At 37.9% G+C, this 26,313-nt stretch carries 25 protein-coding genes and 2 riboswitches; of the genes, 4 read left to right on the forward strand and 21 right to left on the reverse strand.

Features of this window, described 5'->3' with window-relative positions:
- Positions 1–206: 206 nt before the first annotated feature.
- From H9632_RS07185 to H9632_RS07230, 10 genes are all read right to left on the reverse strand, one after another.
- Positions 207–407: a cold-shock protein gene (locus tag H9632_RS07185; protein WP_191703434.1), complete on the reverse strand. Its 201-nt coding sequence runs from the start codon at positions 405–407 to the stop codon at positions 207–209.
- 338 nt (positions 408–745) lie between these two features.
- The gene (locus tag H9632_RS07190; RefSeq protein WP_191703435.1) at positions 746–2,020 is read right to left on the reverse strand and encodes a histidine--tRNA ligase; all 1,275 of its coding nucleotides are present in this window, start codon (positions 2,018–2,020) and stop codon (positions 746–748) included.
- A gap of 743 nt (positions 2,021–2,763) precedes the next feature.
- On the reverse strand, positions 2,764–3,801 hold the full coding sequence (locus H9632_RS07195; RefSeq protein WP_191703436.1) for a ThiF family adenylyltransferase: 1,038 nt from the start codon (positions 3,799–3,801) through the stop codon (positions 2,764–2,766).
- Positions 3,798–4,565 (reverse strand): thiazole synthase, encoded by a 768-nt coding sequence (locus H9632_RS07200; RefSeq protein WP_191703437.1) that lies wholly within the window; start codon positions 4,563–4,565, stop codon positions 3,798–3,800. Before H9632_RS07200 ends, H9632_RS07195 begins: the two co-directional genes overlap by 4 nt.
- Before the next feature lie 3 nt (positions 4,566–4,568).
- Entirely contained in the window at positions 4,569–4,766 is a 198-nt protein-coding gene (gene thiS, locus H9632_RS07205) for a sulfur carrier protein ThiS (RefSeq protein WP_191703438.1), read from the reverse strand.
- Positions 4,767–4,773: 7 nt separating this feature from the next.
- Positions 4,774–5,880, reverse strand: a complete 1,107-nt coding sequence (gene thiO / locus H9632_RS07210) for a glycine oxidase ThiO (protein ID WP_191703439.1) — start codon at positions 5,878–5,880, stop codon at positions 4,774–4,776.
- Positions 5,864–6,472 (reverse strand): thiamine phosphate synthase, encoded by a 609-nt coding sequence (locus H9632_RS07215; protein ID WP_191703440.1) that lies wholly within the window; start codon positions 6,470–6,472, stop codon positions 5,864–5,866. The genes thiO and H9632_RS07215 overlap by 17 nt, the downstream gene beginning before the upstream one ends.
- Positions 6,473–6,495: 23 nt before the next feature.
- Positions 6,496–7,188 carry a thiaminase II gene (gene tenA, locus H9632_RS07220; RefSeq protein WP_191703441.1) on the reverse strand — a complete coding sequence of 231 codons (693 nt, stop codon included), beginning with the start codon at positions 7,186–7,188 and terminating at the stop codon, positions 6,496–6,498.
- Positions 7,189–7,260: 72 nt separating this feature from the next.
- Positions 7,261–7,359: riboswitch (TPP riboswitch) on the reverse strand.
- 53 nt (positions 7,360–7,412) lie between these two features.
- Positions 7,413–7,511: riboswitch (TPP riboswitch) on the reverse strand.
- A gap of 67 nt (positions 7,512–7,578) precedes the next feature.
- Positions 7,579–8,754: a M14 family zinc carboxypeptidase gene (locus tag H9632_RS07225; RefSeq protein ID WP_191703442.1), complete on the reverse strand. Its 1,176-nt coding sequence runs from the start codon at positions 8,752–8,754 to the stop codon at positions 7,579–7,581.
- 100 nt (positions 8,755–8,854) lie between these two features.
- Positions 8,855–11,941 (reverse strand): efflux RND transporter permease subunit, encoded by a 3,087-nt coding sequence (locus H9632_RS07230; RefSeq protein WP_191703443.1) that lies wholly within the window; start codon positions 11,939–11,941, stop codon positions 8,855–8,857.
- A gap of 93 nt (positions 11,942–12,034) precedes the next feature.
- On the opposite strand from H9632_RS07230, the gene H9632_RS07235 reads away from it, so the two are divergent.
- Positions 12,035–12,856 carry a TetR/AcrR family transcriptional regulator gene (locus H9632_RS07235; protein ID WP_191703444.1) on the forward strand — a complete coding sequence of 274 codons (822 nt, stop codon included), beginning with the start codon at positions 12,035–12,037 and terminating at the stop codon, positions 12,854–12,856.
- A 125-nt stretch (positions 12,857–12,981) separates the two neighbouring features.
- On the opposite strand, the gene H9632_RS07240 is transcribed toward H9632_RS07235, so the two are convergent.
- Both H9632_RS07240 and H9632_RS07245 read right to left on the reverse strand, forming a co-directional pair.
- Positions 12,982–13,722: an alpha/beta fold hydrolase gene (locus H9632_RS07240; RefSeq protein WP_191703445.1), complete on the reverse strand. Its 741-nt coding sequence runs from the start codon at positions 13,720–13,722 to the stop codon at positions 12,982–12,984.
- Positions 13,723–13,833: 111 nt separating this feature from the next.
- Positions 13,834–14,706: a DMT family transporter gene (locus H9632_RS07245; RefSeq protein WP_191703446.1), complete on the reverse strand. Its 873-nt coding sequence runs from the start codon at positions 14,704–14,706 to the stop codon at positions 13,834–13,836.
- A gap of 359 nt (positions 14,707–15,065) precedes the next feature.
- Here H9632_RS07245 and H9632_RS07250 point away from each other — a divergent pair, with 359 nt between their 5' ends.
- Entirely contained in the window at positions 15,066–15,446 is a 381-nt protein-coding gene (locus H9632_RS07250) for a nucleotide excision repair endonuclease (RefSeq protein ID WP_191703447.1), read from the forward strand.
- Between the two features lie 42 nt (positions 15,447–15,488).
- Here the strand turns inward: H9632_RS07250 and H9632_RS07255 are convergent, their stop codons facing one another.
- The 8 genes from H9632_RS07255 to H9632_RS07290 form a co-directional block, all read right to left on the reverse strand.
- Positions 15,489–16,085: a transcriptional regulator gene (locus tag H9632_RS07255; protein WP_191703448.1), complete on the reverse strand. Its 597-nt coding sequence runs from the start codon at positions 16,083–16,085 to the stop codon at positions 15,489–15,491.
- Positions 16,086–16,233: 148 nt separating this feature from the next.
- Entirely contained in the window at positions 16,234–16,806 is a 573-nt protein-coding gene (locus tag H9632_RS07260) for a 5' nucleotidase, NT5C type (RefSeq protein WP_191703449.1), read from the reverse strand.
- Positions 16,807–16,815: 9 nt separating this feature from the next.
- A complete protein-coding gene (locus tag H9632_RS07265; RefSeq protein ID WP_191703450.1) occupies positions 16,816–17,889 on the reverse strand; it encodes an FAD-dependent monooxygenase in 1,074 nt (357 codons plus the stop codon).
- A complete protein-coding gene (gene ribD / locus H9632_RS07270; protein ID WP_191703451.1) occupies positions 17,882–18,994 on the reverse strand; it encodes a bifunctional diaminohydroxyphosphoribosylaminopyrimidine deaminase/5-amino-6-(5-phosphoribosylamino)uracil reductase RibD in 1,113 nt (370 codons plus the stop codon). Before ribD ends, H9632_RS07265 begins: the two co-directional genes overlap by 8 nt.
- Positions 18,995–19,008: 14 nt before the next feature.
- The gene (locus tag H9632_RS07275) at positions 19,009–19,743 is read right to left on the reverse strand and encodes a GTP cyclohydrolase II (protein ID WP_191703452.1); all 735 of its coding nucleotides are present in this window, start codon (positions 19,741–19,743) and stop codon (positions 19,009–19,011) included.
- A gap of 122 nt (positions 19,744–19,865) precedes the next feature.
- On the reverse strand, positions 19,866–21,311 hold the full coding sequence (panF, locus tag H9632_RS07280; protein ID WP_191703514.1) for a sodium/pantothenate symporter: 1,446 nt from the start codon (positions 21,309–21,311) through the stop codon (positions 19,866–19,868).
- Positions 21,311–21,574 carry a YhdT family protein gene (locus H9632_RS07285; protein WP_318247680.1) on the reverse strand — a complete coding sequence of 88 codons (264 nt, stop codon included), beginning with the start codon at positions 21,572–21,574 and terminating at the stop codon, positions 21,311–21,313. The genes panF and H9632_RS07285 overlap by 1 nt, the downstream gene beginning before the upstream one ends.
- Before the next feature lie 234 nt (positions 21,575–21,808).
- On the reverse strand, positions 21,809–22,792 hold the full coding sequence (locus tag H9632_RS07290; RefSeq protein ID WP_191703453.1) for a diaminopimelate dehydrogenase: 984 nt from the start codon (positions 22,790–22,792) through the stop codon (positions 21,809–21,811).
- A gap of 246 nt (positions 22,793–23,038) precedes the next feature.
- On the opposite strand from H9632_RS07290, the gene H9632_RS07295 reads away from it, so the two are divergent.
- Together H9632_RS07295 and H9632_RS07300 are read left to right on the forward strand one after the other, a co-directional pair.
- Positions 23,039–23,500, forward strand: coding sequence for a hypothetical protein (locus H9632_RS07295; RefSeq protein ID WP_191703454.1), 462 nt, complete (start codon positions 23,039–23,041; stop codon positions 23,498–23,500).
- Positions 23,488–23,781, forward strand: a complete 294-nt coding sequence (locus tag H9632_RS07300; protein ID WP_191703455.1) for a YxcD family protein — start codon at positions 23,488–23,490, stop codon at positions 23,779–23,781. The genes H9632_RS07295 and H9632_RS07300 overlap by 13 nt, the downstream gene beginning before the upstream one ends.
- A 131-nt stretch (positions 23,782–23,912) precedes the next feature.
- On the opposite strand, the gene H9632_RS07305 is transcribed toward H9632_RS07300, so the two are convergent.
- Positions 23,913–26,225, reverse strand: a complete 2,313-nt coding sequence (locus H9632_RS07305) for a YhgE/Pip domain-containing protein (protein ID WP_191703456.1) — start codon at positions 26,223–26,225, stop codon at positions 23,913–23,915.
- Positions 26,226–26,313 lie beyond the last annotated feature (88 nt).

Consider the following 26,313-nt stretch of genomic DNA (forward strand, 5'->3'; position numbering starts at 1 on the left):
AATAAAAAAACGCACCCAAAGCGACGTTTGGTAACATTAAGTGATTAACTTTTTAAATCCCATAAAAAGTAATTTTAATATTGAGGAATCTGATTTTATATTACCTCTCGAATCTTCATCTTCTAAAACGCTATAACAAAAAAATAAACGCAAAAAAAGGCATCCTAATTAAAGGATACCTCTTTTGTATGGTTACATCATTAAAATTAAAGTTTTACGATGTTTGTAGCTTGTGGGCCACGTTGACCGTCTTCAATACCGAATTCAACTTTTTGACCTTCGTCTAAAGATTTGAATCCGTCGCCTTGGATTGCTGAGAAGTGAGCGAATACGTCGTTTCCGCCTTCAACTTCGATAAATCCAAAACCTTTTTCTGCGTTAAACCATTTTACTGTACCTTGTGTCATTTAAATGACCTCCATTATTCGTATTAATAAGATGACAATTTCTTTAAAAGAAAAAAATTCACATATTACAAAAAGTACCAAACAAAATCCAAATACTTTTTGTAATAGGTGAATTTATTGTTGTCTTGTGTAACTCTTATTAAACCTAGTATATACCATAAAAATGAATTTGTCTAGTGCATAGCCTACTACACTCTTTATTGCGCATTTAATTAAACCTTCCCTATCCGGTCCATTTAGTAAGGAACGTATTACTCTAACATTATGCAGTAGAAATTACATCACCTCTTATTAATACTAACTAAGGATCGAAGGTGATGTAATTTCCTACTTCTTATTTAGTACGTCAATGATTTTTCTTCAATATCCCCTGTCTTCATATCCCTCAATCCATACTTCCCTTTAGCTATTTCATCTTCCCCCAGCACAATAATCTTTGATACATTTTCACGATTAGCCTTTTCCATTGCCTTACGTACCTTTTTGCCACCGAGTTCTACTTCAACCCGATTACCTTCTTTGCGTAAGCTTGATGCAAGTTGTAGTGCCTGCTTTTCTGTACCAATGGGAATAATATAAATATCGATCTCTGTAGGCTTTCCTTCAATTTTACCAGCTAATTCAAGCGCTGTATAAATAACATCAAGGCCGAATGAAATACCAACCGTTGCAAATTCCTCATCTGTGCCAATCAGTCCACCAATCGCATTATCATAGCGACCGCCACTGCCAATACTTGATTTAATTACACCGTCTGCTAAGAAGATTTCATAAATAGTTCCTGTATAAATTTCCAGACCTCGTGCTAAAAACGGATTGAAAATACAGGTTTGGGCAATATTAAGCGCGTTTAAATAATCCATTAATTCATGTACTTCAGCTACACCTTGCTTTATGAAGTTGTTTTCGTCTTGAAATGTTTCAAAATACGAAAGTGTCGGTGCTGCGTCTAAAAAGCTTTCTATATTTTTTAGCGACTTTTGACTTATCCCCAACTCCGTTAATTCCTTCGCTAATGTCATACGGTCGATTTTTTCCATCTTGTCTAAAACTAAAATAACCCGATTCATTTTTTGTTCATCCACTTCAAGCACTTGCAGTATCCCGTACAAAAGCTTGCGGTTATTATATTGAATAAAGATGTTTACGTCTAATTTTTCAAAAGCATTGACTGCCATCATCATCAGTTCAGCTTCCGCAGCTTGTGACTTTACACCGACGATATCGACATCACATTGTGTAAACTCACGGAATCGTCCAGCTTTAATCGGACCATCACGAAACACTTTCCCGATTTCATAACGCTTAAATGGCATCGCAAGCCCTGGATTCATCGCTACCACTTTTGCGAATGGAATGGTTAAATCATAACGAAGTGCCAATTCACGTTCGCCACGATCTGTTAATGTGTACATTTCCTGCAAAATTTCTGCCCCACCTCCATATTTGGATGCCATTAAATCGGTATAATTAATCATCGGAGTTTCTATTGGTTTACAGCCATATAAAATAAAAGTATCCTCCAACGTACGGCGAATTTTACGTCGTACTACCTCTTGCTCTGGTAAAAAATCCTGTGTACCTCGTACATTTTGATAATCCATTTTTTTCATAGTGATTCCTCCTTTATTTTTGGCAATAAAAAAAATCGTCTATATAAAGCTCCTAAAACGGCTTTATGTATACGATTCCACGAAAAATAGTCTTCCTATTCAATATTAATAAATTAATAAAGATAGCAAGACTACTTTGTATGATGATGTGTTGTAGAAAATATGGATGCCTTCAATTTCAGCATAAACATTCCTCCTTCTAAAGTTGTCCATTACTATACAGGAACTTATTTCCATTTGCAATAACTAATATCTTTTGTGGAAATATTACATTTAATAACAATAAGTTAGGGAAGACAAAATTGAAAATAAGATTTTCTAATGAAGTCCGTTCTGCTGCGCTACGGGAAAAGGCGTTGAAGCAAGTGTTTTTGAAGCTGTCGTCCGTTGTAATCCATTCCGAGGCAGGCTTTCCGGGCGGCGGCGTGGCTCCAAAGCTTTTGTAAATTGAATTGCGTAACGAGATAAATAGAGGAATGAATTTCCGTTATTTCTAAAATAACATAAAAAATAGTGAAAATAAGGGAAGAGATTTCCGTTATTGACCTAAAAAGTATGAAGTTTCATGATTTTATTGAAAATAACGGTAAAACGTTCCCTTATTTATCCTAAAATGAGCTACATCATTCAAATAACGGTAAAAGCTCCCCTTATTTTAGGAGGGCAATTGATCAGACCAAATAGGATAAGGGTACGATTTTATGTTTCGTACCCTTTTGTTCACCACATTTCATTTTAAATATTTACACTTGCACTCTTTGACCGCTTCCGCCTATTTGTATAAATTGGTTATAAACAACTCTTGCTAACATCGGATCTGAAACACCATGTATAATGGCGCGACCATCTTCAAAGAAAACGATGCGGTATGTCTCAAACTGACATGATAGTAAATATGGATTTACTATTAGATGTTTCACTTGCTTACTTATGTTTTCTGCAATTTGTTCTAACGAATACTTATAAGATTGGCCAGGTCTTAGCTGAACGGCATCCCTCCCGCAAAGCACCCCTACCTTCATTTGCTGATTTAATTGTAGAAAAGGGTAAATTGGTTGTTCTCCGCAAGTAAGGCAATGTGGATTTTTAAGCTTCGATACATGAATTTTTGCCTGCTCTTCCTTCCATAGATCGACCGATTGAACAATTGGTTCCAATGGAATCCCTGAAAGCCATTTCATTACGGATGTTACTTGGTACGCAGCCGTAACTTGAACAATTGGGCTAATGACACCGACTGTATCACAGGTCATCGTGTCCATTGGTAAATGATGCAGCAAACAATGTAAGCATGGGGTTTCTCCTGGGACGATAGGTAATGTGAGACCATAGCTCCCGACACAGGCACCAAATATATACGGAATCCCTTTCTTATTTGCCGCATCATTAATGATTAAGCTTGTTTCAAAATTATCCGTTGCATCGACAACAATCATATGTCCTTGCATTAACGTTTCTATATTTAGTCCGTGCACATCCTTCACAATACCTTCAACAATAATTTCACTGTTTATTTGCTCCAGCCTTTGTTTAGCAGCGATAGCCTTTGGTAATTTGTGATGGACATCCGTCTCGACGTAGAGCTGCTGGCGTTGCAAATTGCTCCATTCAACATAGTCTCTATCAACAATCGTCAAATGCCCAATTCCTGCTCTCGCCAGCATTTCAGAACTCGCTGAACCAAGTGCCCCTACCCCAATAATTAAGACTTTTGCCTGCTGGATACGCTGTTGCGTGTTTTGCCCTAAAAATAAGGATTGTCTTGCATAACGATTGTTCAAGGCGTCACCATTCCTGCTGTCGGGCTGCTCGGAGTTGCATACTCTTTTTCTTCTATTCTGCCTGCCTCAAAGCCTAATCTGCCAGCATCTATTGCGAGCTTCATTGCCTCAGCCATTCTTACAGGATCCTTTGCTCCAGCTACAGCTGTATTCAGTAATACCGCATCTGCCCCTAACTCCATCGCATAGGCAGCATCTTTAGGAGAGCCAATTCCTGCATCTACAATAATCGGAATAGTTGACTGCTCTATAATAAACTTTAAATTCATTGGATTTATAATACCTTTGCCTGAGCCGATTGGTGAAGCACCTGGCATAATCGCATGAACACCCAAGCTTTCAAGGCGTTTTGCTAGAACGACGTCATCCGATGTATACGGTAAAACGATAAATCCTTCTTCTAACAGCATTTCTGACGCCTTTAAAGTTTCAAGGGGATCCGGCAGTAATGTATGCCAGTCTCCAATGACTTCGACTTTTATCATGTCACACAATCCGGATGCCCTAGCGAGTTTAGCAATACGAACTGCTTCCTCAGCATTTTTTGCCCCTGCTGTATTAGGCAGCAGCGTATATTTCGTCAGATCGAGCTGCTCCAAAAAGTTAGGCTGCTCTTCTGAAAAAATATTCATTCTTCTTACGGCAAACGTTAAAATTTCTGCCTGTGATACTTCTACTGCTTTTTTCTGCACCTCAAACGACGGATATTTCCCTGTCCCTAACAGCAATCTGGATTGAAACGTGCGATCTGCAATTTTTAACATATTTCATCCTCCTCCAACAAAATGAACAATCTCTACCACATCACCTTTTGATAAGCTCGTCATTTCATAGTTTTCTTTCATAACAATTTCCTGATTAACCTCTACGACAACAATGCGATTTTCTAAGCCATAATGTTTCAGTAATTGCTGAACATTTTGAAAAAGCTCGAGTTGCTTTCTCCCATTCACTGTAATAGACATCGCTTACTCATCTCCTGTTCGGTCGATTCATTTGAAAAGCCTCGACCCATTCTTTTTTTACAGCTTTTTTTAATATGAAGCTCGCAATCATCTCACCTGTTGCTGGTGCTAATAAAATCCCGTTTCTATAATGTCCTGTTGCAAATAATATCGCATCATCATGTGGATGAAAGCCTATAAATGGTTTTTGATCGAATGTTTGTGGACGCAATCCTGACCAGGCAGCATTAATCTTCATCTGACCAACTGCAGGAAAGAGTTCCTTCGCTTTTTGAATTAATGTTTCCATGCCATCCAGGCTTACGTGTTCTGACCAATCATTTCCCTTCATAGTAGCGCCAATAACTAGCTCCCCATTATTTCTAGGAACGATATAGTATTTATCATGAAAAATAGTATGTTTTAATAAAGTGCTTCTCCCTTCAACAGCAATACATTCCCCTTTGACCGGTGTTATTTGCTGCTCTATACCTAGCTGCTGAAAAAAGGGATTACTCCAAGCACCCGTAGCAATGACAACTCGTTTTGCTTTGATCATTCCTAGTGTTGTATCTATTTGAAAAGTATCCTGCTGCTTTTGAATCTTTAACACCTTTGTATGCTCAAAAATGGATGCACCGTAAACTTGTGCCCCTTTAAAAAAAGCCTGGCATACACGATACGGCAGTACACTAGTATCCTCTTCAATATAGGCAGCCCCTATTATATGCGGGGAAACATCGGGTTCTAGATTTTTTACTTCATTTGCTTCAAGCCATGTCACAGTAGGCAGTGCGAGTATTGTCCCTAATTCTTTCTTGTCACGTTCAGAAAAGGCCAGCTTTAAAATCCCTCCCTTTTTGCAGCCAATATCAATGCCACTTAGCCCGTATAGTTCATCCTGTATCTTCGAATAGAGCGCCTGACTGTATCTCGCAAAAGTGAAGAAGTCCTTTCCATCGCCCTCATATTCCGAATGTGCACCAAGCATACCCGCCGCTGCACTTGTCGCTTTTAGACCAATTCGACTTTCCTCAAGGACGGCTACCTCGACTTGATCCTTTGCTAAATAATAGGCAATCGCACTTCCAATAATCCCTCCGCCAATTACGACTACGTCATAGCTTGATTGCATCTTTAATGGCCTCCCTATATTGGTGTGCTGCTGCAAATGGATGCGTTGCCGAAAAAATACCGGACATAACCGCTATCCCATCTGCCTTAACATCTAGGAGTGCCTGTACTCGATCCACATGAATCCCACCAATCGCGAAGACGGGAATTTTTAAGTTCTTTTTCATTTCATGTATGGGAGAAAGACCGTTTGGAACCTTTCCTTTTTTACTGTTTGTTTCAAAGCAATGTCCATAAAGAACATAATCAGCCCCTTGCCGCTCTGCCTCCATGGCGCCCACATAATCATGAATCGATCTACCTATTCGAAGTTGTGGATATTGATCTTTAACCTGTTGTCCCGATAAGCCTCTCTCCGGTAAATGAATCGTTTGAATACCGTTGCTCAAGGCAATATCCAAATGACTATTTACGATGATTTTGTCTTTCGGGACAGCTCCCTTATCCAAATATTCCAGTAAAGTCACCACTTCTTTTGCTGTTTTTGTTTTTTCACGTATTTGGATATAATCCACGATTTGCTGAATTTGAATGATTTTTTGTGCTAATACTAAAATTGGCTGACTATCATCTGTTACTGCCATTAACTTCATATAACTACGCCCCTCCAGGATGTTTACAAGTTCGTAACATGCTCATTCCTATACACTTCCTGTTGCCAATCCTGACAAGTCCAGGACATTTCCCAAAACTGCCACTCATAATAGCAACTGCGCTTGAAATGGGCTGTCAATTCACGTTCATCATTTCCTGGCATCTGTGCAAATCGATTCATCATTTCCTTTTGTTTTTCAATTGTTTGTTCCATCTCAGCGGAGGCATATAAATCAATCCACTGCTGATACAACTTAACACCCGGTGTTGCTTTTCGTAATGCGGCTCCGATTTCCTGATATAACCACGGGCAAGGTAGTATCGCAGCGTATGCGTCGGCAATCATCCCTGTATAAAATGCTTGATACATGTGACTGACATAATTGTACGCTGCAGGTGCTGGTTCAAAATTACTGATTTCTTCAGGCGTAACCTGCAACTCATTAAAAGTCGAACGGTGTAGCTCTAACTCTGCTTCCCGGATAAAGTTCGCGGTTTCCAGGAAATAAGCTACATCCTCATCCTCATTAGCTTTTGCCGCCAGCATCGCAAGTAGTTTCATATAATGCTTTAAATAATATGAGTCCTGCAGCATATAAAATTTAAACTTTTCCAGCTCCAATGTTCCATCAGCAATACCTTGTACAAATGGATGCTTCAAACTGGCCTCCCAATAATATTCCGTTTGCTTTCTTACTTCTCCACAAAAATCCATCCTAATTCCTCCTTGGAGGCGTAAGCAAAAAAGGCACCTCTACGAAAAGTAGAGATGCCTAAAAAAGTGCATATGTACGCACTTATTGCTCCCTACGCCAGTATTAACTGTCAGGTTCTAAGGGTCAGGTTTTAACCTTCTCAACACAATTGTGTCCCCCCGCAATTAAAAAATTTGCAAAAGAAAAGCTCTCCAAAAAGATGGAGAGCGCCACGTACGATTATTAGCTTGTACATTTTGCTCCCTACGCCCGTGTTAACGGAACAGGTTCTAAGGGTCAGGTTTTACCTTCTCAACACTTACGTGTCCCCCTGCAAATTCATTTAATTACTACTAGTCTACTGATAATTCTGAATAAATGCAATGGTATTTTAAATTATTTCCTACTACCTACCATTTTCTCGCTTCATTCGCTACGTATAGTGCGACAGTTTTATTTTGCTTCCAAACATTGTTCCAGCGTTTCAGTGGTACCGAAGCTTCACCGGCATATGGTGCTATTTCAACCGTCATCGCAGGTCGGTCTTTAACTTTTGTGAAGTAGTCCTCAGAAGCTGCAATTGGTTCGTTTTTTGTTGTTACAGGCATCATTTTATAGCCTGTAATTGAAGAAACTCCCTTTACTAGCTTTTTCGTACGTTCAAATTGGTTCTTCGCTCGACTCCAATATATAATTTGACCGGATGAATGATAAGATACATAGGCTAAGTGATTGCCGCGATCAATCAGTCTTTTCATTGCAAGTGCTTCAGGCTCTGTATTCGGCGCTTTTCCTTTATATTCTTTATACGAAGGCTTTGTCATTTTAATTAATTGCCAGTTCACATTGAATTGACGGTTTAAATCGACACCATTTATATTTGCTTTCCAACGATTAAAATTGGAGCTCCCATTCATCGCTCTCAACTTGGCCATAGATGTTTTCACTTTTCCACCTTGTGAAAGTGTTACACCATCTGGGTTAACCATTGGTACAAACACAATACTTACCTCACTTAATATCGTTTTCACATCATATTTTTCTATCTTCGTGCCATTCACGTAGGCCTTTAAATATGTATCAATCATTTCCATCAGCACATTCGTCGTCATATGTTCCCGGCCATGAAATGCCGCATCAAATAAAACTTCCTTTTTACCAGTTCCGAGCTTTATTGAATAGATAGAGCGCCCTTCAACAGATTGTCCAATTTCCTGTAATTGCGTAAGTGAAGGATACATCAGGGAAATCATTTTTAACTTAGAGGCTATTTCATCAAATGTTAACATTTTTGAACCGTCAACTAATTGAGCATAGTGAACATCAGTTAAAGTAAGGAAAGCTGTTTTAGAAGAATTTCTTACGATACCTTGCTTCCCTTGTATCCCGGTTAATAAAAGCTTTTCCCCTTTTGCTACTCTTTTTAAAACAGCCCCATTCTTATCCTTTAGTTCCGTATCCTTTTTTGCGATTACTTGTACTGGGTACTTACCAAGGTCAATCTTTTCTGTAGCAGCATTTGTAGTCATTGGATGAAAAATGGCTGTTGCAAAAAATATAAAACTAAAAAGCAATATTTTTCTCATGAAATCCCTCCCGCTTAGGTCTTTAAAACTTAACTTCTTTACCCTTAACTGTACAATAAAAAACAGCCTGTAAGAATATTATTCCTACAGGCCGCCCATATTAATTGTCTTTTACATCTTTACGATTTTTCTTCAGCATTTTCGATAATACTTCATATACAATCGGAACGATGACTAATGTTAATACTGTTGATGATAATAAACCACCAATTACTGTTACGGCTAAGTCCTGAGATATTAGTCCGCCACCAGCACCACCGAATGCCATTGGTAACATCGCACCAATTGTTGCAATCGCGGTCATTAAAATTGGTCGTAAACGGGTTGCCCCAGCTTCCAATATTGCTTCACGCATATTCATACCTTCATGTTCCATACGGATAATACGGTCAACAAGTACGATAGCGTTCGTGACAACAATACCGATTAACATCAGTAATCCCATCATAACCGATACAGAAATTGTTTGGCCTGTCGCGAATAGCCCAATCCATGAACCGATCACAGTAAATGGTAATGAGAATAAAATCGCAAATGGTGCCAAACCTTCACCGAATGTTACAACTAAGATGAAGTATACAATGGCAATTGCTGCAATCATCGCTACCCCTAATTGAGTGAATGTTTCAGTCATATCAGCCGCAACACCACCTACACCAGTCGTAACACCTTTAGGTAATTCTAAATCAGCAATCTTTTCGTCTGCTGCAGATGTAGCCTTCGAAATATCTTTATCTGTAATCGTTGCAGATACTGTCGCAAAGTATTCGCCTTTTTGACGAGATAAAGAATTTAATGTAGTACCTTCTTCAAGTTCAACAATGTCACCAAGTTTCATTGTTTGACCTGTTGCAGTTTGAATTGGTGTTTCCAATAGTTCATCAATGTCAGCAGCTGCAGATCTTGCTTCACGTTGTACAACAACATTAATATCACTACCATCACTCTCAACAGTTGTTAATACTTCTTTTGCTGTATTTGTTTGTAAAGCCATTAAAATTTGTCCAGTAGTTAAACCGTATTGTAATACGTTTTGTTGATCTACTTTGATGACATTTTCTACATAAGGCTCAGAAGCATTTGATTCAACTTCATCTAGTCCGTCGATATCCACTAATACTTCTTCCACTTGAGCTACAGCTTCGTTTAACTTATCTAAGTCTTCACTGTATAACGTATAGCTTACTTCATTCGATGACATACCCATCGCGAAGTTTTGTGTTTTCCATTCACCTGATTGGCCAACGTTGAAGATATAGTCTTCTACTTCTTTTTTCGCTCCAGGGAAATCATCCATATCCGGATCGAAAATCGCATAAATTAAACCACCGCCAGCACCGCCGCCAGTCATCATTGAGGCTGCATCTGTTGAAGGTTCAGTATTCACCGATAATTGTAAAATATCGATATCTTTACGCTTAATTAATTCTTGTTCAACTTCTTCAATGTTAGCTAATGTATCTTCCATTAACTCACCCGTTTTAGGTGTATATGTTAAATACATTACCTTCTCTTCTTGAGAACCCATGAAGCTGAAGCCGATTAATGGCGTTAACGCTAATGAACCTACTAACATTACAATCGCAATAATAGAAGTAATCCATTTGTGATTTAAACATTTTTCTAAGAATCCACGGTAAGTTAATGCTAATTTACCAACTTCTTTATGTTGACTTTCTGATTTTTCACCGTAAATTTTCTTACGGAATAATGTATGAGAAAGTGCTGGTACAATTGTAACCGCAACGATTAATGAAGCGATTAATGCAAATGACATTGTAAGAGCGAATGGTACGAATAATTCTCCAACCATACCACCTACAAATACTAATGGTGCGAATACCGCAATTGTTACTAATGTTGAAGACATAATTGGCTTAAACATTTCAATCGTTGCTTCACGAATTAATGCACGGCCTTGTAATTTTTCTTCTTTTAAGTGCATTCGACGGTATATGTTTTCCACTACTACAATCGAGTCATCAATTACACGACCGATTGCAACGGTAATGGCACCTAACGTCATAATATTTAATGTAATATCCATCCAGTGCAATAGCATTAATGCCATAAATACTGAAACTGGAATCGAAATAATCGAAATGATTGTTGATTTAAAGTCACGTAGGAATAATAGGATAATTAAAATCGCAATTAATCCCCCGAATACTGCCTTTTCAACCATTGTGAAAACAGAGTCTTCAATCGGCTTACCTTGGTCTAAAGAAATATCGATTTGAAGACCGGAAATTAACTCCTGCTCTTCTTCAATTAATTCTTTTACTGCATTTACAACTGTTACTGTATTTGCATCCTGACCTTTAATAACTTGAATGGCAATAGCATCTTTACCATTTGTACGAGAAACTGATTGAACTTTACCAACCTTTTCAATCTCAGCAATATCGCCTAGCTTCACAAACGGTACTGGATTTGTTTCAGATGGTGTAACAGGGATTAACATTTCTTTTAAATCTTCCACTGTTTTGAACTTACCATCAACTGCAACAGCCTGCTCGCCCTCTTCAAATTTATATAAACCTAAAGAAACAGCTAAGTCGCTTGCTTGAATCATTTGCTTAACGGAATCTTCTGTTAGGCCTAATTCATTCATTTTTGCTTCATCATATGTGAAAGCTACTTCTTCCAAATGCTGACCAGTAACCGTAGCTGATGCTACACCGTCAATTTTGTTTAACTTTGGAAGGATAATTTGTTCTACTGTAGATGTTAATTCGACAATATCCTCATCTGAACTACTTACTGATAACGCAATAACTGGCATCATATTCATACTGATTGCCATAATAGAAGGCTCTTGAGCACCTTCAGGAAGTGCAATATCATCTAAAGCAGCTTCTAATTGACGTTTCTTTTCATCCATATCTACGCCATATTCATATTCCACTTGAACTTGTGAAACATTCGAACTCGATGTAGAGTATACAGCCTTAACATCTTCTAAACTTTCAACTGCCTTTTCATAAGGAATTGAAAGGTCATCCATTACTTGCTCTGGTGTTGCACCAGGATAAACACCCATAACGATTAAGAACGGGATCGATATGTCTGGAATCGATTCCATTTTCATACGTGTAGATGAATAAATACCTGAGAACACGATTATGATTGTTAGTAACCATACGGCAAGCTTATTTTTCAATACGAAATTTACTAAGCCTTTCACGGTTCCACCTTACCTTTCTTGACTATATGTAACCACCATTCTATAATAATGACTAGCCGGTCACGTGTCAATTGAAAGGGGCTCAAAATTATTATGACAAGAAAACAATTAATAATGGATTCTGCCCTACAGCTTTTTGCAGAAAAAGGGATAGAAGCTACGTCAGTTCAACAAATCACTGATCACTGCGGCATTTCTAAAGGTGCTTTCTATCTTTCATTTAAATCAAAAGATGAACTTATTTATTCAATAATTGAACATTTTATGAACAATATAATAAGAGAAGTTGACCGAGCAGTCAAAGAAGGCTCCACACCATCAGAAAAGCTCCACATTTATTTTGTTCATACATTTAAAGTTATGTCACAATATACAGGCTTTGCGGAAATATTGATGAAGGAAAAGGTTTCTGCGATTAATGAGACGTTGATTGAACGAATTCAATATTATGTTGATTTGGCCAAGAAAAGTTTGGAGAAGTTATTATTCGAAGTATTTGGAGATCAGATTGAAGGGAAGCAATACGATTTAGTGCTCGTTGTTAACGGGATGGTACAGGCGTATTTACAAAATTTCTTCGAATCGTGCAAACCGTTCGATGTCATAAAACTTGCTGATTCACTCGTAGAGAAAACGACGCTATTAGCTACGAAAAGTGAAATTGTTTTTTTACAGGATTCATCACAGCTTTACAGTCGGATAAAGAACTATTCAATTGAACATATCGTTGAGGAATTGGATTATTTACAGCAACAAACAAATGATCGGCTAGAGCTGGAATCCATCCAATTGCTGAAGGAAGAGCTAATGATGGAAATGCCAAGACCTGCCATCATCGTTGGTCTTATTTCCAATTTAGAAAAAAACGAGAATTTTAATTGGATTACAATATATTTAAAAGATCGTTTCAATTAAAAAGGCTATGACTAAACCCTTCTCAAAACAAAAGCAGTTCAAATTTTACGATGAGTAAAGTTTGAACTGCTTTATTTTTGGTTTCTTCCTCGTAGCCGTTGTTCTCCAAGGACATGCTACATCTATTAATTTTCTTCATTCAAGAAATTTAATATTTCGCGGGTTACGGATTTGGAATCTTCCAGCATACCGAGATGCCCTGTATTTGTTTTCACTTTTTTAACATGAGGGTTTGATGTCACAATTGGTGTAACAGCTTTGTCCTGTTCACCTTCAATGACTAAAATTGGTGTAGATGTTGTATCCATTAAATCCTTTTGATTTGGACGTGATTTCATTGCACCAAGTGCCGTTACGAGTCCTTCCGCATTCGCTTCATAGGCGACTTCTTTTGCAAACAGTACATCTTCTGCATCTGCATTTGGTGCCAAGAAGTTATGGATAATGCCATCTACAAACGGTCCGACTCCATGCAATAATATTTCTTCCTGTTGTTTCGCTCGTTTTTCGATCGCTTCTGGGGTATCAGGTGCATCAGATGAATACAATAAAACAGCCTTTTCAATGTTCGTATATTGCTTTTCGATGGCTGCCAGCGTAATGTACCCGCCCATTGAATGGCCAATCCAATATGACCTTTCAACTTTTTCTAACGTTAAAATATCGATAATATCTTCTGCATACTGGTACACAGTGTATTCCCCTTCAGGAGCCTCACTCTTTCCATGTCCGGGTAAATCAATTGCAATGACATCGAAGCACTTTGTTAATGGTTCGATAATTTTATCAAAAATTGATGTTGAACCTAAGAAGCCGTGGACCAACACGACCACTTCTCCAGATCCTTTTCGCGTATAATTTAACATTAATATCAGTCCTCCCCTTTTTTCTTCTCTTATCTTTTTCCGTATTTACGTAAACATAAACAAAGAGCTGTATTAAAGTTTCAAAGACTTTAAATACAGCTCTCTACTTATTTAAATAAAGGACTTTTTCCGTCTAAATGTAGGTTTCACTTCGGCAAAAAGAATGGCGATAAAAATAAGCACACATCCTACAAGCATACGTCCCGTTAAAATTTCATGTAAAATCAGTACAGAGAACATCGTACCGAACAATGATTCGGTTGATAAAATGATCGCTGATTTTGTAGGATTCGCATATTGCATCCCAATATTTTGGCAAACATACGCAACGCCGGTACAAAAAACGGCTAAATACACAATGATCCCAAGTCCTTCAGAACTATAGCTAGTCGGTACTTCACCTAATATTAAGACAGCGATCACACTTAACACGGCTGCAGTATAAAATTGAACGATCGTTAAAGCCAATGCGTCCTCTGTCTTTACAAATACATTTGTATAAAAAATATCAAATGCAAACCCTACCGCACAAAGTATCGATAAGAAATCCCCAACATTAATAATCAATGAATCCTGCAGCGATAAGAAGCCAATCCCGACAACCGCAATTCCGGCAGCGATAAATTCAAAGCGATCGATGCGTCTTTTGTAGATGACATAGGCGATAATAGGCACGATAATAACATTAATCGCCGTTAAAAATGCATTTTTGGATGGAGTCGTATATTCCAATCCCATAGTCTGTAATGCAAAAGCAGTAAACAAAATAGCTCCCAGCACTGCGCCCTTCCACAAGACGGCTTTCGTTATTAACCGAATTTTTTTATAGAAAATCATACTTAATAAAATAGAAGCCAACAAAAAACGTCCCGCCATTAATTGAAATACGGTCCAATGCTCCAAACCTTTCGCCATTCCAACAAATCCGCTTCCCCACATAACTGCGGTAATAAGCATTAACAGTTCGCCTTTATATTTTTGCATAATTATTCCTTCTCTCTCTTTAAACACAATTAGATATACAATAATCAATATTGCATAAAAAAGAAAGTGAAAATTCCAAAATATAAGGAAATATTGAATAAATTTCATATTTATTGCTTGACTAGAGCATTGATAATTGGTTTTTTATTAACAAAAAGGAGAAATGATAATGTATTAAAAGTATTTTGTTCGAAGAGATACTTTAATATCTTCACTATTTAGTGTCGGATAATATGTAAAGTAATGAATGTTTTTTATATGATTTATACAATAAAAAATGGGTATTATCTATATAGATAGCTATTTATGTGAATTTCATGTAAAATAAGCCTTTATAATACTTTAGGGACGTGAACAAATTGATTAAAATTGAAATGCCAAAACCTGATTTAGTAATTCGTCAGCGTGAGCAAGTTTTAAAACAAGGAGAAGTGGAAATTACACCTTATTTCGGCTTTATTGATTTCCACAAAATTACGCGTGATAAAGGCGGAATTTTCTTCTTCTATAATGAGAAAAATGAACTTTTATTCGTTGGGAAAGCACGTAAAATTCGTCAACGCATTAAAAAGCACTTTGAAGACAATGTATCACCAATGAAAAACCATCGTGAAGAAATCAATAAAATTGAAGTATATGAAATTGAGGATCCAATGGAACGTGAAATTTACGAAACATACGCGATTAACCAATTCCAAGCTAAATACAATATCGATAAAGTATTCTTCGAACGTCTATAATCTCAAAAAAGCCTTGCCATTTATTTTAAATGGCAAGGTTTTTTATCGCGGTATTTTATAATCAAGCATTTCATTGATTTTCGATAGATCGTCCATAATACCTTTTTTCTGATTGGCAATGCCTTCATACCATTTGTTTAAAATGTCCTGCATACCTTGCTCAATCTCTTTTCCATCAGACACTAATTGAACCATCACATCGATAACCTTTGTTCGCTCTTCATAAAATTTAACTCGAGCCGGGAAATCTTTTCCGATGTTTTGCTTGAAAATATAGCCTAGTTTAATAATCCCATTATTCATCAATTGTTCCGAATAAAGTGTAGAACCAACAACCGCTAGACGTTCATTAAAATCCGGATTTTCCTTTATATAATTTTGCATCATTAAGCTCACTTCATCTGCAAAGGACTTCAATTTATTTCGTTGACCATCCAATAGACTTTTCGCTTCTTCAAAGACGTTTAGCATAGCCTCTGTATGATCAAGCATATTTTTCACTTTATTTAAAGGCTCTTCACTCGCACCATTTAAACGGACTTGAATGGTACGGTACACATACTGGCGCTGCAAGTAGGCCGATAGCAAAATAATCCCATTATAATTTATGCTTGCTTCGTAATGTTGTTCTGTAATCATAGTTTTATTTATCCCCCAACCCTTAACAATATACTCATAACAATACCATAGATTTTACGAGTTGAAAGTAAAAAATTCAAACTATTATAACTTTATTTAGCGATAATATGGGATTCTGATAGATTTTTTAAGTTTCACCCTTATACAATTACGATGAAAATTGCTCGATTAATGCATGAAATTCCCGCCAGTTTAATAGTCGTGTACATTCAATCCCTTGATTATATGACTGATTTTTAACGATGACTTTCGTTTTTGTCCCTGTTAGCGTATTTAAAACGGCCGGCTTATCATCAACATAGACATCAAGCTGTAATTTTTTTATAATATCAATTTTCTCATGATCTTTCATACCACAAAAAAAGCGCTCATTTACAACAGGAAATCCTTGTGCCTTTACCCACTCACGCGTTTGTTCACAATAGCCTTTCGGACGTGATGTAATATAGTAAATTTCATGCCCTTCTTCTGCTAAGGCTTGTAAAACCTCTTTCGCCCCTTCATAGCTTGGGCAATCTGTAAAATAGATATCTTCCATCGAATCATTCCACATTTTACTGCCTTCTTCATTCGTCATTCCAAATGCTTCATGAATTTCAACTGTCAGAATCTTATCGAACAGGTCCTCACCAATCGATTTGTTTAACTTCTTATTATATAAATGAAACGCATGTCGACGTAAATCAATTAGTGTATCATCAATATCAAAACCAAATTTCATTTTTCTCACCTAACTTAAAATAACAAAAGCATCTTGAAACTTTTGTTCTTTTTCGATTTGTAATGCTTGAATTTCTGCAATTTGTTTCTGGCGTTCGATAGCACAGCTATAATCAAATGGATTCTTTTGAAGAACCCATTGCGCTAATATATGAGCATCCATTAGTGAACTGTTTAAACCGAATGCTCCGGTTGGGGTCATTGTATGGACTGCATCCCCAATCAATATCACACCGTTTTTTTCCCATTGTTCTGTTGTTGTACTAAAAACATCAAGCAGTACAAAGTCACGCCAAGACTGTATATGCTCGTTGACTGAATCGGCTAATTGCGGAAATGCTTCTATTAATTTTTCAATAAATGGATGGAATAGCTGTGTTCGTAAAGACGGATAGCTTCCCTTTTCTATATTCCATCCGATTTGTACAAAACCGTTTGTTTGGGTAAAAAGCGATATTTGCATGCCATCTACGAGCGCCATCTTAATTGACGGAGTCCAGTTTTCCGGTGCCGGTATTCTTGCCCATAGTAAATCATAGCCATGATTATGAATCGTCACGTCCAAATTTGCCAATTTGCGAATTGTTGAATGGCGTCCATCTGCCCCAATAATAAGCTGTGCATCTATTTGTATGACTTGATCGTCTTGAAGCGCCTTTACAGCTGTATAATGACCGTGTTCATCCTGTATAAGCTCTTTAACCGTCGTATTTAATAGATATTCAAAACTAGTATATTTTTGAGCTTGTTCGACAATCGCCTGTAAAAGGTGCGCTTGCGGTACATGAATGCCTAAATGTCCAATCGCTGGATCAGGGTAAACTGTATTGAATTTTTGCCCATCCATCCAATATTCCAATGTTTCCATTCGAAGTAACCCGAGCTCTTCAATCCGCTCGAATAATCCATACTGCTTTAAAACTTGCTCTCCTTCTTCATTTAAGTGCTCTCCCCTAAATGCTTTCGCAAAGCCATTTGTACGTTCCAGTAAAAGGACTGAAATATTATGCTCTGCTAAAATGCTTGCAAGTAACGTCCCACCTGGACCACCGCCCACAATGCATACATCCACTTTTCTATTCATCGGACTTCACCTTTTTAGGATAAGCGATAATGCGTAAATCTTCCCCAATTCGTGTCACTTCATCAAACTCAACGAGTGAAGCAAAATCAATTGTTTCAACATCGTCTCCGGTAAATGGTGTTATCGAATGTTTGCCGCCTAAGACTTTCGGGGCGATATAGACAATAAATTGATCGATGAAATTATTCCGTAAAAATGAAGCATTTACAGTACCGCCACCTTCAACCAATAAATGCGTAATTCCCTTTTTATATAATGCTTTTAAAGTTTCCTCCAAATTAAGACCCGTTGAATTTGCCGTTACTTGTATAATTTCAACACCTTGCTTTTCATATTGCTTAATGTCATTTTCGTTTGCATCGTGTGACGTCACGATAATAGTACGTGCTTCGGTCGTATTGACTATATGACCATTCAAAGGTGTTCTCAATGTACGATCCAACACAACACGGATTGGATTGCGACCTTGGCGATCTGCAAGACGGGTTGTCAGTTTCGGGTTATCATTGATCACGGTTTGGACGCCTACGAGTATCCCATCCACTTCATGTCGCAGTTCATGAACATCAGCACGTGCTTCTTCGTTCGTAATCCACTGGGAATGTCCATTATATGTAGCGATTTTGCCGTCCAAAGTCATTGCAAATTTTGCCACAACAAACGGCCGCTCTGTCAGCATATTATGGATAAAGCGTTCATTTAATTTTTGAGCTTCCTGCTGTAAAATGCCTACTTCTACCTCAATCCCTGCTTCCCGTAAAAGTTTAATTCCGCGTCCTGCTACTTCAGGGTTCGGATCTTCTGTGGCAACAACAACACGGGCAACTCCACTTTCTTTTACTAGATTTGCACAAGGTGGTGTTTTACCATAGTGGGAACATGGTTCTAACGTCACATAAATAGTAGCTCCTTTTGCATGGTCGCCTGCCATTTTCACTGCATGAACTTCAGCGTGTGGCTCTCCTGCTTTTCGATGAAGCCCTGTACCTACAATGACACCATCTTTCACAATGACAGCTCCGACTAGTGGATTCGGATTCGTATTCCCTTTTGCACTTGCCGCTAATTGGAGTGCCAGTTGCATATAGTCCTGATCTGTTTTCATATAATTCATTCCCCTTAAACTGTTAGCTTTTCAACTAAACCCATGTGTCCAGACTTTTGTACTTTCGTTTGCAAATACTGTTCATTTGTTTCGGTTAGGCCACCCCATAAAGGTATATGACCAGCCACTAGAAGCCCGCTTTTTTGCAAGGCGTCCAGCTTTTTCGGGTTATTTGTAATAAGTGTCACTGGTTTTGCACGGAGTACTTGTAATACACGGATGGCATCGTCATATGAACGAGTGTCATCTTCAAAGCCTAGTGCATGATTTGCCTCTACTGTATCAAATGCTTCCTCTTGTAATAAATACGCGAGTGATTTTGAAAACAAACCAATGCCGCGCCCTTCATGATCTGCCAAATATAATATTGCTCCACAGCCATGATCGACTATCATTTTCATAGATTCATGCAATTGGTAGCCGCAATCACAGCGTTGTGACCCGAAAATATCACCTGTATGACAAATGCTGTGCATGCGAATTAAAGCATTCTCATGATGTGTAAAATCGCCATATACTAATACCGATGATTGCTGCCCGAAAGCTAAATTCATCGATGGTATTGACTGTACTACCTGCTCTTTCGTTAAATCCTTCCCGACAGTAGTCCACGAATACCATTGGAAAGTCGCTTCAAAATCACCTTGTTTTATTGGTAGCTTTACCGGTCCAACAAGTGCAATATTTTGCAAATCGTCTCGACGGATAAGCTGAATTTTATCTTTTAAAATTGCCATTATATTTTCCATATATTATCACCTTGTTTCCTTTAAGTTACTTTACGTAACCTAGTTTATAATAATAAGTTAATAACGTCAAATAAACCGAAGCAATCTATCATATGATTGCTTCGGCTTTTTTGAAAGGGCTCTTAAAAATGATAATCCTCTATTTTCTTTACTTTATTTGCAATTAAACTTACAACTACAAATGTAAATAAAGATGCAAAAATAGGAATTGTCACCGAATGCATGCCGTATATATTTTCTGCAAAGCTATAAATAACAATATACAGCACTATACCAACAATCATCGAACTAATTGCTCCATATTTATTCGCCTTTTTCCAATAGAGTCCAAACACAACGCTCCATAGGAATGCTGATTCCAATCCGCCAAACGCAAATAAGTTCAGCATAATTAATAGTTCAGGCGGTTTTACCGCAAAAATAACGACTGTAATTCCAATAATTGTCGTTACCCAGAAGCTGCGATTTTTAATTTGTGTATCACTAGCTTTTGGATTGATATAATTTAAATAAATATCTTTCACAACAGTAGAGCTTACTAATATCAACAATGCATTAACCGTCGACATAATGGCCGCCATTGGAGCAGCAAGAACAATTCCTGCTAAAAGAGGTGGTAGTACTTCAAGCGTTAATAAAGGCATCACCTTATCGCCAACTTCAATCCCTGGCATTACAGGACGCGCAAATACACCGATTAAATGCATTCCGAACATAATTGTTCCAATTCCTATAGTACCAATTGAAATTGCACGATGTAAGCTTTTTGAATCTTTATAGCTCATTGCACGCACCGCAATTTGAGGTAAACCGATTACACCTAACCCGATTAAAATCCAGAACGTTGAAACATATAAAGGAGTTAAGTTTCCTGTTGCTCCAAATGGTGAAACTAAATTCGGATTTTCCGCAACCAGGCCTTGCATTATATTTTCTACACCGCCACCGGCAATTACAGTAGCAATCAATAAAATAACTGTGCCGATAATCATAATCGACCCTTGCAAGGCATCTGTTAATGCCACGGCACGGAAACCTCCTATGATTACATATGCTAAAACAGCCACTGCAAAAATCAATAATGCGTTCGTATAGGAAAGCCCAGTCAACGATTCAATTAACCGCGCCCCACCTACCCATTGTGCTGTCATCGAAGCAAACAGGAAAATAATGATACTTATCGCCGATAAAATAACAATCGTATGACTGTTATAGCGTTTCTTTAAAAAGTCGATTAATGTAATTGCCTCAATACGACGTGATACAATTGCAAATTTCTTTCCAAGAACCATCAGTACAAAATAGCCGGCAGGAAGCTGCGCCATTGCGAGCAATACCCAACCTAGACCCGTGTTATAAGCAACACCTGGCCCCCCGATAAAGCTTGATGCACTTCCGTATGTAGCCATCATAGTCATTGCAAGCAGGAAGCCACCCATTTCACGGCCGCCTAAAAAATATTCCTGCATAAAAGAAGTCGAAGTCCGAACTTGTTTATTTGACCAAATTCCTATTCCGAATATTACGATCAAAAATATGAAAAGTGGTACTATTACTTGCCAGTGAATCATTGATGCTTGTCCTCCTCTTCAAGTGAAATATCTTTGAAGAAAAGCTTCATCGCAAGCCAAATACAAATAATCATAAAAACTGTTCCAGCAATACAGCTATAGAAAAACCAGGCCGGGAACCCTAAAACATATTTATATTGAAGCGGATTGCCTGAACCGAGTCCATAAGCAAAACCATACCAAATCGAAAAGTTTATTATGACAAGAACAACTCCGATTAATGCTTCTTTATGTGCGATTTTAAAACGCTTATCCTGCACAGTAAACATCCTTTCTTTAAAAATCAATTTTACATTGGCAACTTGCTGAGATGCCCTACTTCAATCCTTCTACAAAAGAAGTTGAATAATCTTCTCTATCATACGTGGCAAAGCGTTAGAAGAAAAGACTTTCTATATAGAAATGTACAAATCTCACGAAATTCGCAAACAATATTATTAATTTCATCAAAAAAACGACTTCTAATTATAAATAGACGTCGTTTTTTCTTCCAATTAAAGTAATTCTTTTCGCAAGTCTGCTGGAGATTTAGGTGATAGTAAGCCAAACGGAATATCGAATACCGTTTTAGCTCCTTTATCTCCTTTAGCATGCAGTTTATAGGCTGCACGTGCATAGGCAACTAAAACACTCGATGTAAACATAGGATTTGATTCTAGATTTAATGAAAACTCTAAAATTTGTTTATCCCCTTCACCTGACTGACCAGAACGAATTACGAAACCTCCATGTGGCATACCTTGATGATTTTCATCAAATTCAGTTTCTGTAATGAAATTTACAGACGTATCATAATCTGCAAAATAATTCGGCATTTCTTTAATTTCTGTTTCAATGACGTTTGCATCTGCGCCTTCTTCCATTACAACATAGCATTCACGAGCATGCTTTTCTCTCGTTGTCAGCTCTGGATTTTCACCATTACGGACACGATTCACCGCTTCTTTAATAGGTAAAGTATATTGGACTGCTTTTTTCACACCCTTAATGCGACGGACAGCATCCGAGTGACCTTGACTTAAGCCGTCACCCCAAAATGTATATGTATGACCTGCCGGCAGCACTGCTTCTCCCAACAAACGATTTAAAGAAAATAAACCCGGATCCCATCCAACTGAAATAATCGATACAGTATTATTCTTTTGCGCAACTGCATCTGCCGCCTCATAAAACGACGGAATATTGGCATGTGTGTCATAGCTATCAATTGTGTTAAACCATTGTGCAAAATGAGGTACTTGCTCCGGTAAATCTGTAGCAGAACCTCCACATAAAATCATGACATCAATTTGTTCTTTATATTTCGGTGCATCTTTCACTAAATAGACCGGTACATTCGCTGACTTTATGGCAACTGTACTAGGGTCTCGACGCGTGAAAACAGCTACCAATTCCATGTCATCATTCTGACTAATCGCTGCTTCTACCCCTCTCCCTAAATTTCCGTAACCTACAATACCAATACGAATTTTACTCATCATTACTTCCCCCTAGCTTTTACCCTATAATTTACATAGTTATGTGAATTCAGAATTTTCCACTGAATATTCTATCCATCATACATTTTCAATATTGTGAATACAATATTTTTCGATTATTCAACAAGTAAATGTCATCTTTTAAGTAATGCACGTTCTATTTCTTGAGAGAGTTTTCATTTTCTATTTAGTTCTTATTTTGGTATACTACTAAAGTAAATAAAAAAGATTATATGGGGGAAAGACATGAAAAAATTATCAGCAATAATGTTAGCGTTTGCACTAGTGTTTTCAAGTGTAGGTTCGACAATTCTATTCGCTAGCGATGCACAGACAGTTGAAGCAAAGTCTTATAAATCAGGGAAAAAAGGTTTCAGCAATAACAACAATAACAACACAAATATTCAAAAAAATAATAATGATGCTACAAACCCAACAACTGCCAAACAAAATAACGGCACAACTGCAAAAAAAGATACAAATACAGCATCTTCTAATAAAGGCGGTCTTATGAAAGGTCTTATGCTTGGTGGTTTAGCTGGACTATTATTCGGTAGTTTATTTGCCGGTATGGGAATGTTAGGCAACATTTTAGGCTTACTTATAAACGTTGCAGCAATTGCAGCAATCGTATTCTTCCTAGTTAAAATTTATCAGATCATTAAACGCAAAAAAGATAATGAGGTAACAGATACTTGGAAAAGCTAACATTACTTGAACAAGATTTAATTAATGCCGTATGTTTATTCCATGCAAAATTCAAAAATGTAACACCTGATGAAGTTGAAGTCGAGCTTATGTACGATGATGTAGCAGGCTATTCAGCAGAAGCATTCTATAATGGTCAGTTGGATGTATACAACTCAGTCAATTTCATTATGGCACTTCGTCTATACATCGACGAGCAACTAGGCCGCGACTCAATGTCAGCACGTATTTCACTCGACATTGATGATGAAGAAGGCATGGTTGCAAACGTAGAGTTTTAATTAGATAAATTATTAGTGTTGAAACATAACGTTTCAGCACTTTTTTTATTGGATTTTTACCGAATATACAGAAAGCCCCGAAACTTGTTCGCGACAAATTTCGGAGCTTTCATATTTACATAATGGCTGTTTTAAACAGTCGGTTGAGCTTCCACTTCCGGTGTATACTTTGTCGTAAGAGTTTTGTAGCTTACGATAAATGCGATGAAAGCCAACACCGACGCCCCTACTAAATAGATGGCAAGGATTGCGGCATTAGAAGATAGTAACGAAACATCTCCTAATGAAATAACCGATTTAAAGCCTGATATCGAATACGTAAATGGTAAGAACGAACTTACTGCCTGTAAGTTTTCCGGCAACATCGGAATTGGTAAATTCGAACCTGTAATCGATAATTGCGCTACTACTAACACAAGTGCGACAAAGCGTCCGATATGACCTGCAACCGATACTAGGAAGAAGATAATTGACATGAATACAATACTTACAAAAATAGCGAATAGAATGAATAACAATACATTATCTACCGATAACTGTAATACTAGTAGCGTAAATACAGTAACGAGCACCGCCTGTATTGTTGCAAACATTGCTAATTGCATCCATTTACTAACGAACCAGCTTACCGCTGATTTTGGCAGTACTGCTGGCTTCTTGAAATCAACAAATAGTGATAATACAAGCATACCTACGAATAATGCTAACGATAAAATATACGGTGCTGTTGAATCACGGTAATATTCATATGGATTCACCTTCTCACCAGCTAGTACTACTGGTGAAGAGAACATCGCAATATTTTCATCGGTAATTCGTAATGACGCCACTTGATCACGTCCACCTTCTAAACCAGTAGCTAAATCAGATGAACCTGCTTGAAGACGATTAACTCCATCATTGATTGAAGTAACGCCCTCTGTCATCGTTTGCCAGCCTACAGCTACCGTTTCATTTCCAGTACTTATTTGTGTTAGGCCGTTTTTCAGGTTAGAAACACCTGCGCCCAACTGATTCCAAGAGCTTGTTAACGTTTGGTTACCATTGGCTACTTGTGAAGCACCACTAGCTAATTGAGTGGCACCTGATACTACCGCTTTTTGTCCGTTTACTAACTGACCCACTCCTGCTACTGTCTGGCCTTGACCTGTTACGAGTGCATCAATGCCGCCTACAATTGTTTTTTGACCAACGATTGCACTTTCCAATCCTGTCGTTAAGCTTGGCATCGATTGTGCGATTTGTTGGGCACCATTATTTAAAGCGCTTGCACTTTGAACAGCAACCGGATAAATTGTCGCTAATTCTGTTAAGCCTTCACTTAAAGCCAATAAATTAGCACGATATGTTTCCAGGCCTGGTGCTTGTGCCAACCCTTGCAGAAGTTGTGCGCCTTGACCTAATTGCTCAATATCCGCTTGTTTTGATTGAAGAACTGTAGCCAATTGAGCTAAGCCATTAGCTAACCCCGGATTAGCTGCAGTTCCATCACCTATAGCAATTCCTGCATATAACTGATTCGCACCAGTTGATAGTTGTTGTAAACCATTTAATAAATTTTCCGAACCCGGCTGTAATTGTTGCAGACCATTATAAACCTGATTCGTTGCCCCTTGGATTGAAGTTAAGCCAGCTAAAACTTGTTCAGAACCGTTCTTTAGTTGACCTGCCCCGTTTGCTACTTCTTTCGCTCCACTAGCTAAACGGTTAATATTACTTGTCCCGCCATTAATAGCAGATAAAATTTGACCTGCACCATCATCGGCAGTTTTTGCACCAACAGCTAGTTGATTAATATCGGCTGATTTATCAGTTAATGATGATAGCAATGTGTTCGTGCCTTCAGCTAGCTGTTCTGTACCAGTTAGAATTTGCTTCGACCCATCTGCACCACTTGCAAATCCAGTCTCAATATCTGTAAATCTAGCAAATACTGTTCTGGCATAAGTTGCAGTAATCTTGTCCCCTAGTTGTTCACGAAGCTTTTCCACCGCACTATTCGTCACTTGGGCACCCATGAAATTTAAGCCTTCATTTTGGATGTATCGAAGCTCTGGTACTTGCGGATTTGCATCAAGTACTGTAGTTACCTTTTGTGAAAAGTCCTCAGGTACTTCCACTACTAAATAAAATTCCTGCTTTTCGAGCCCATCCATTGCCTCTTTTTCTGTAACGAAATGCCACCCCAATGATTTACTTTCCTTCAATGTTTCCATTAAATCATTGCCGACATTGATCGGTTGACCACTTGATACACCGCCTGCATCTTTATTGACGAATGCGACCGGCAAATTATCCAAATTGTCATATGGCCCCCATGTAGCAGAAAGCAATACAGCTACATAAACAATTGGAATTAACATAACGCCAATCAATGTAAAAAGTAATCCTTTGCGATTTTTGAGCGAACTTAGCTCTTTTCCGAACAACTGAAATGACCCCATAAAATCCCCCCTTTTTGAACTATTACTAATATACGAATGAATTAAGACTCATTACGTATATACATAAATATATTCTAAGTTTTTACAT

Origin of the sequence: Solibacillus merdavium, from assembly GCF_014836935.1 — a bacterium.
Taxonomy (GTDB): Bacteria; Bacillota; Bacilli; order Bacillales_A; family Planococcaceae; genus Solibacillus; species Solibacillus ferritrahens.

Bases quoted from the DNA above. Each gene is read 5' to 3' on its own strand.
- H9632_RS07185 (WP_191703434.1), bottom strand. From the start codon at position 407: ATGACACAAGGTACAGTAAAATGGTTTAACGCAGAAAAAGGTTTTGGA.
- H9632_RS07190 (WP_191703435.1), bottom strand. From the start codon at position 2,020: ATGAAAAAAATGGATTATCAAAATGTACGAGGTACACAGGATTTTTTA.
- H9632_RS07200 (WP_191703437.1), bottom strand. From the start codon at position 4,565: ATGTTAAAAATTGCAGATCGCACGTTTCAATCCAGATTGCTGTTAGGG.
- thiS (WP_191703438.1), bottom strand. From the start codon at position 4,766: ATGTCTATTACAGTGAATGGGAGAAAGCAACTCGAGCTTTTTCAAAAT.
- thiO (WP_191703439.1), bottom strand. From the start codon at position 5,880: ATGCAATCAAGCTATGACGTAGTCGTAATTGGCGGAGGGATTATTGGA.
- H9632_RS07215 (WP_191703440.1), bottom strand. From the start codon at position 6,472: ATGAAGTTAATGGCAGTAACAGATGATAGTCAGCCAATTTTAGTATTA.
- tenA (WP_191703441.1), bottom strand. From the start codon at position 7,188: ATGGATTTTTGTGGAGAAGTAAGAAAGCAAACGGAATATTATTGGGAG.
- H9632_RS07225 (WP_191703442.1), bottom strand. From the start codon at position 8,754: ATGAGAAAAATATTGCTTTTTAGTTTTATATTTTTTGCAACAGCCATT.
- H9632_RS07235 (WP_191703444.1), top strand. From the start codon at position 12,035: ATGACAAGAAAACAATTAATAATGGATTCTGCCCTACAGCTTTTTGCA.
- H9632_RS07240 (WP_191703445.1), bottom strand. From the start codon at position 13,722: ATGTTAAATTATACGCGAAAAGGATCTGGAGAAGTGGTCGTGTTGGTC.
- H9632_RS07245 (WP_191703446.1), bottom strand. From the start codon at position 14,706: ATGCAAAAATATAAAGGCGAACTGTTAATGCTTATTACCGCAGTTATG.
- H9632_RS07255 (WP_191703448.1), bottom strand. From the start codon at position 16,085: ATGATTACAGAACAACATTACGAAGCAAGCATAAATTATAATGGGATT.
- H9632_RS07260 (WP_191703449.1), bottom strand. From the start codon at position 16,806: ATGAAATTTGGTTTTGATATTGATGATACACTAATTGATTTACGTCGA.
- H9632_RS07265 (WP_191703450.1), bottom strand. From the start codon at position 17,889: ATGAATAGAAAAGTGGATGTATGCATTGTGGGCGGTGGTCCAGGTGGG.
- ribD (WP_191703451.1), bottom strand. From the start codon at position 18,994: ATGAAAACAGATCAGGACTATATGCAACTGGCACTCCAATTAGCGGCA.
- H9632_RS07275 (WP_191703452.1), bottom strand. From the start codon at position 19,743: ATGGAAAATATAATGGCAATTTTAAAAGATAAAATTCAGCTTATCCGT.
- H9632_RS07290 (WP_191703453.1), bottom strand. From the start codon at position 22,792: ATGAGTAAAATTCGTATTGGTATTGTAGGTTACGGAAATTTAGGGAGA.
- H9632_RS07295 (WP_191703454.1), top strand. From the start codon at position 23,039: ATGAAAAAATTATCAGCAATAATGTTAGCGTTTGCACTAGTGTTTTCA.
- H9632_RS07305 (WP_191703456.1), bottom strand. From the start codon at position 26,225: ATGGGGTCATTTCAGTTGTTCGGAAAAGAGCTAAGTTCGCTCAAAAAT.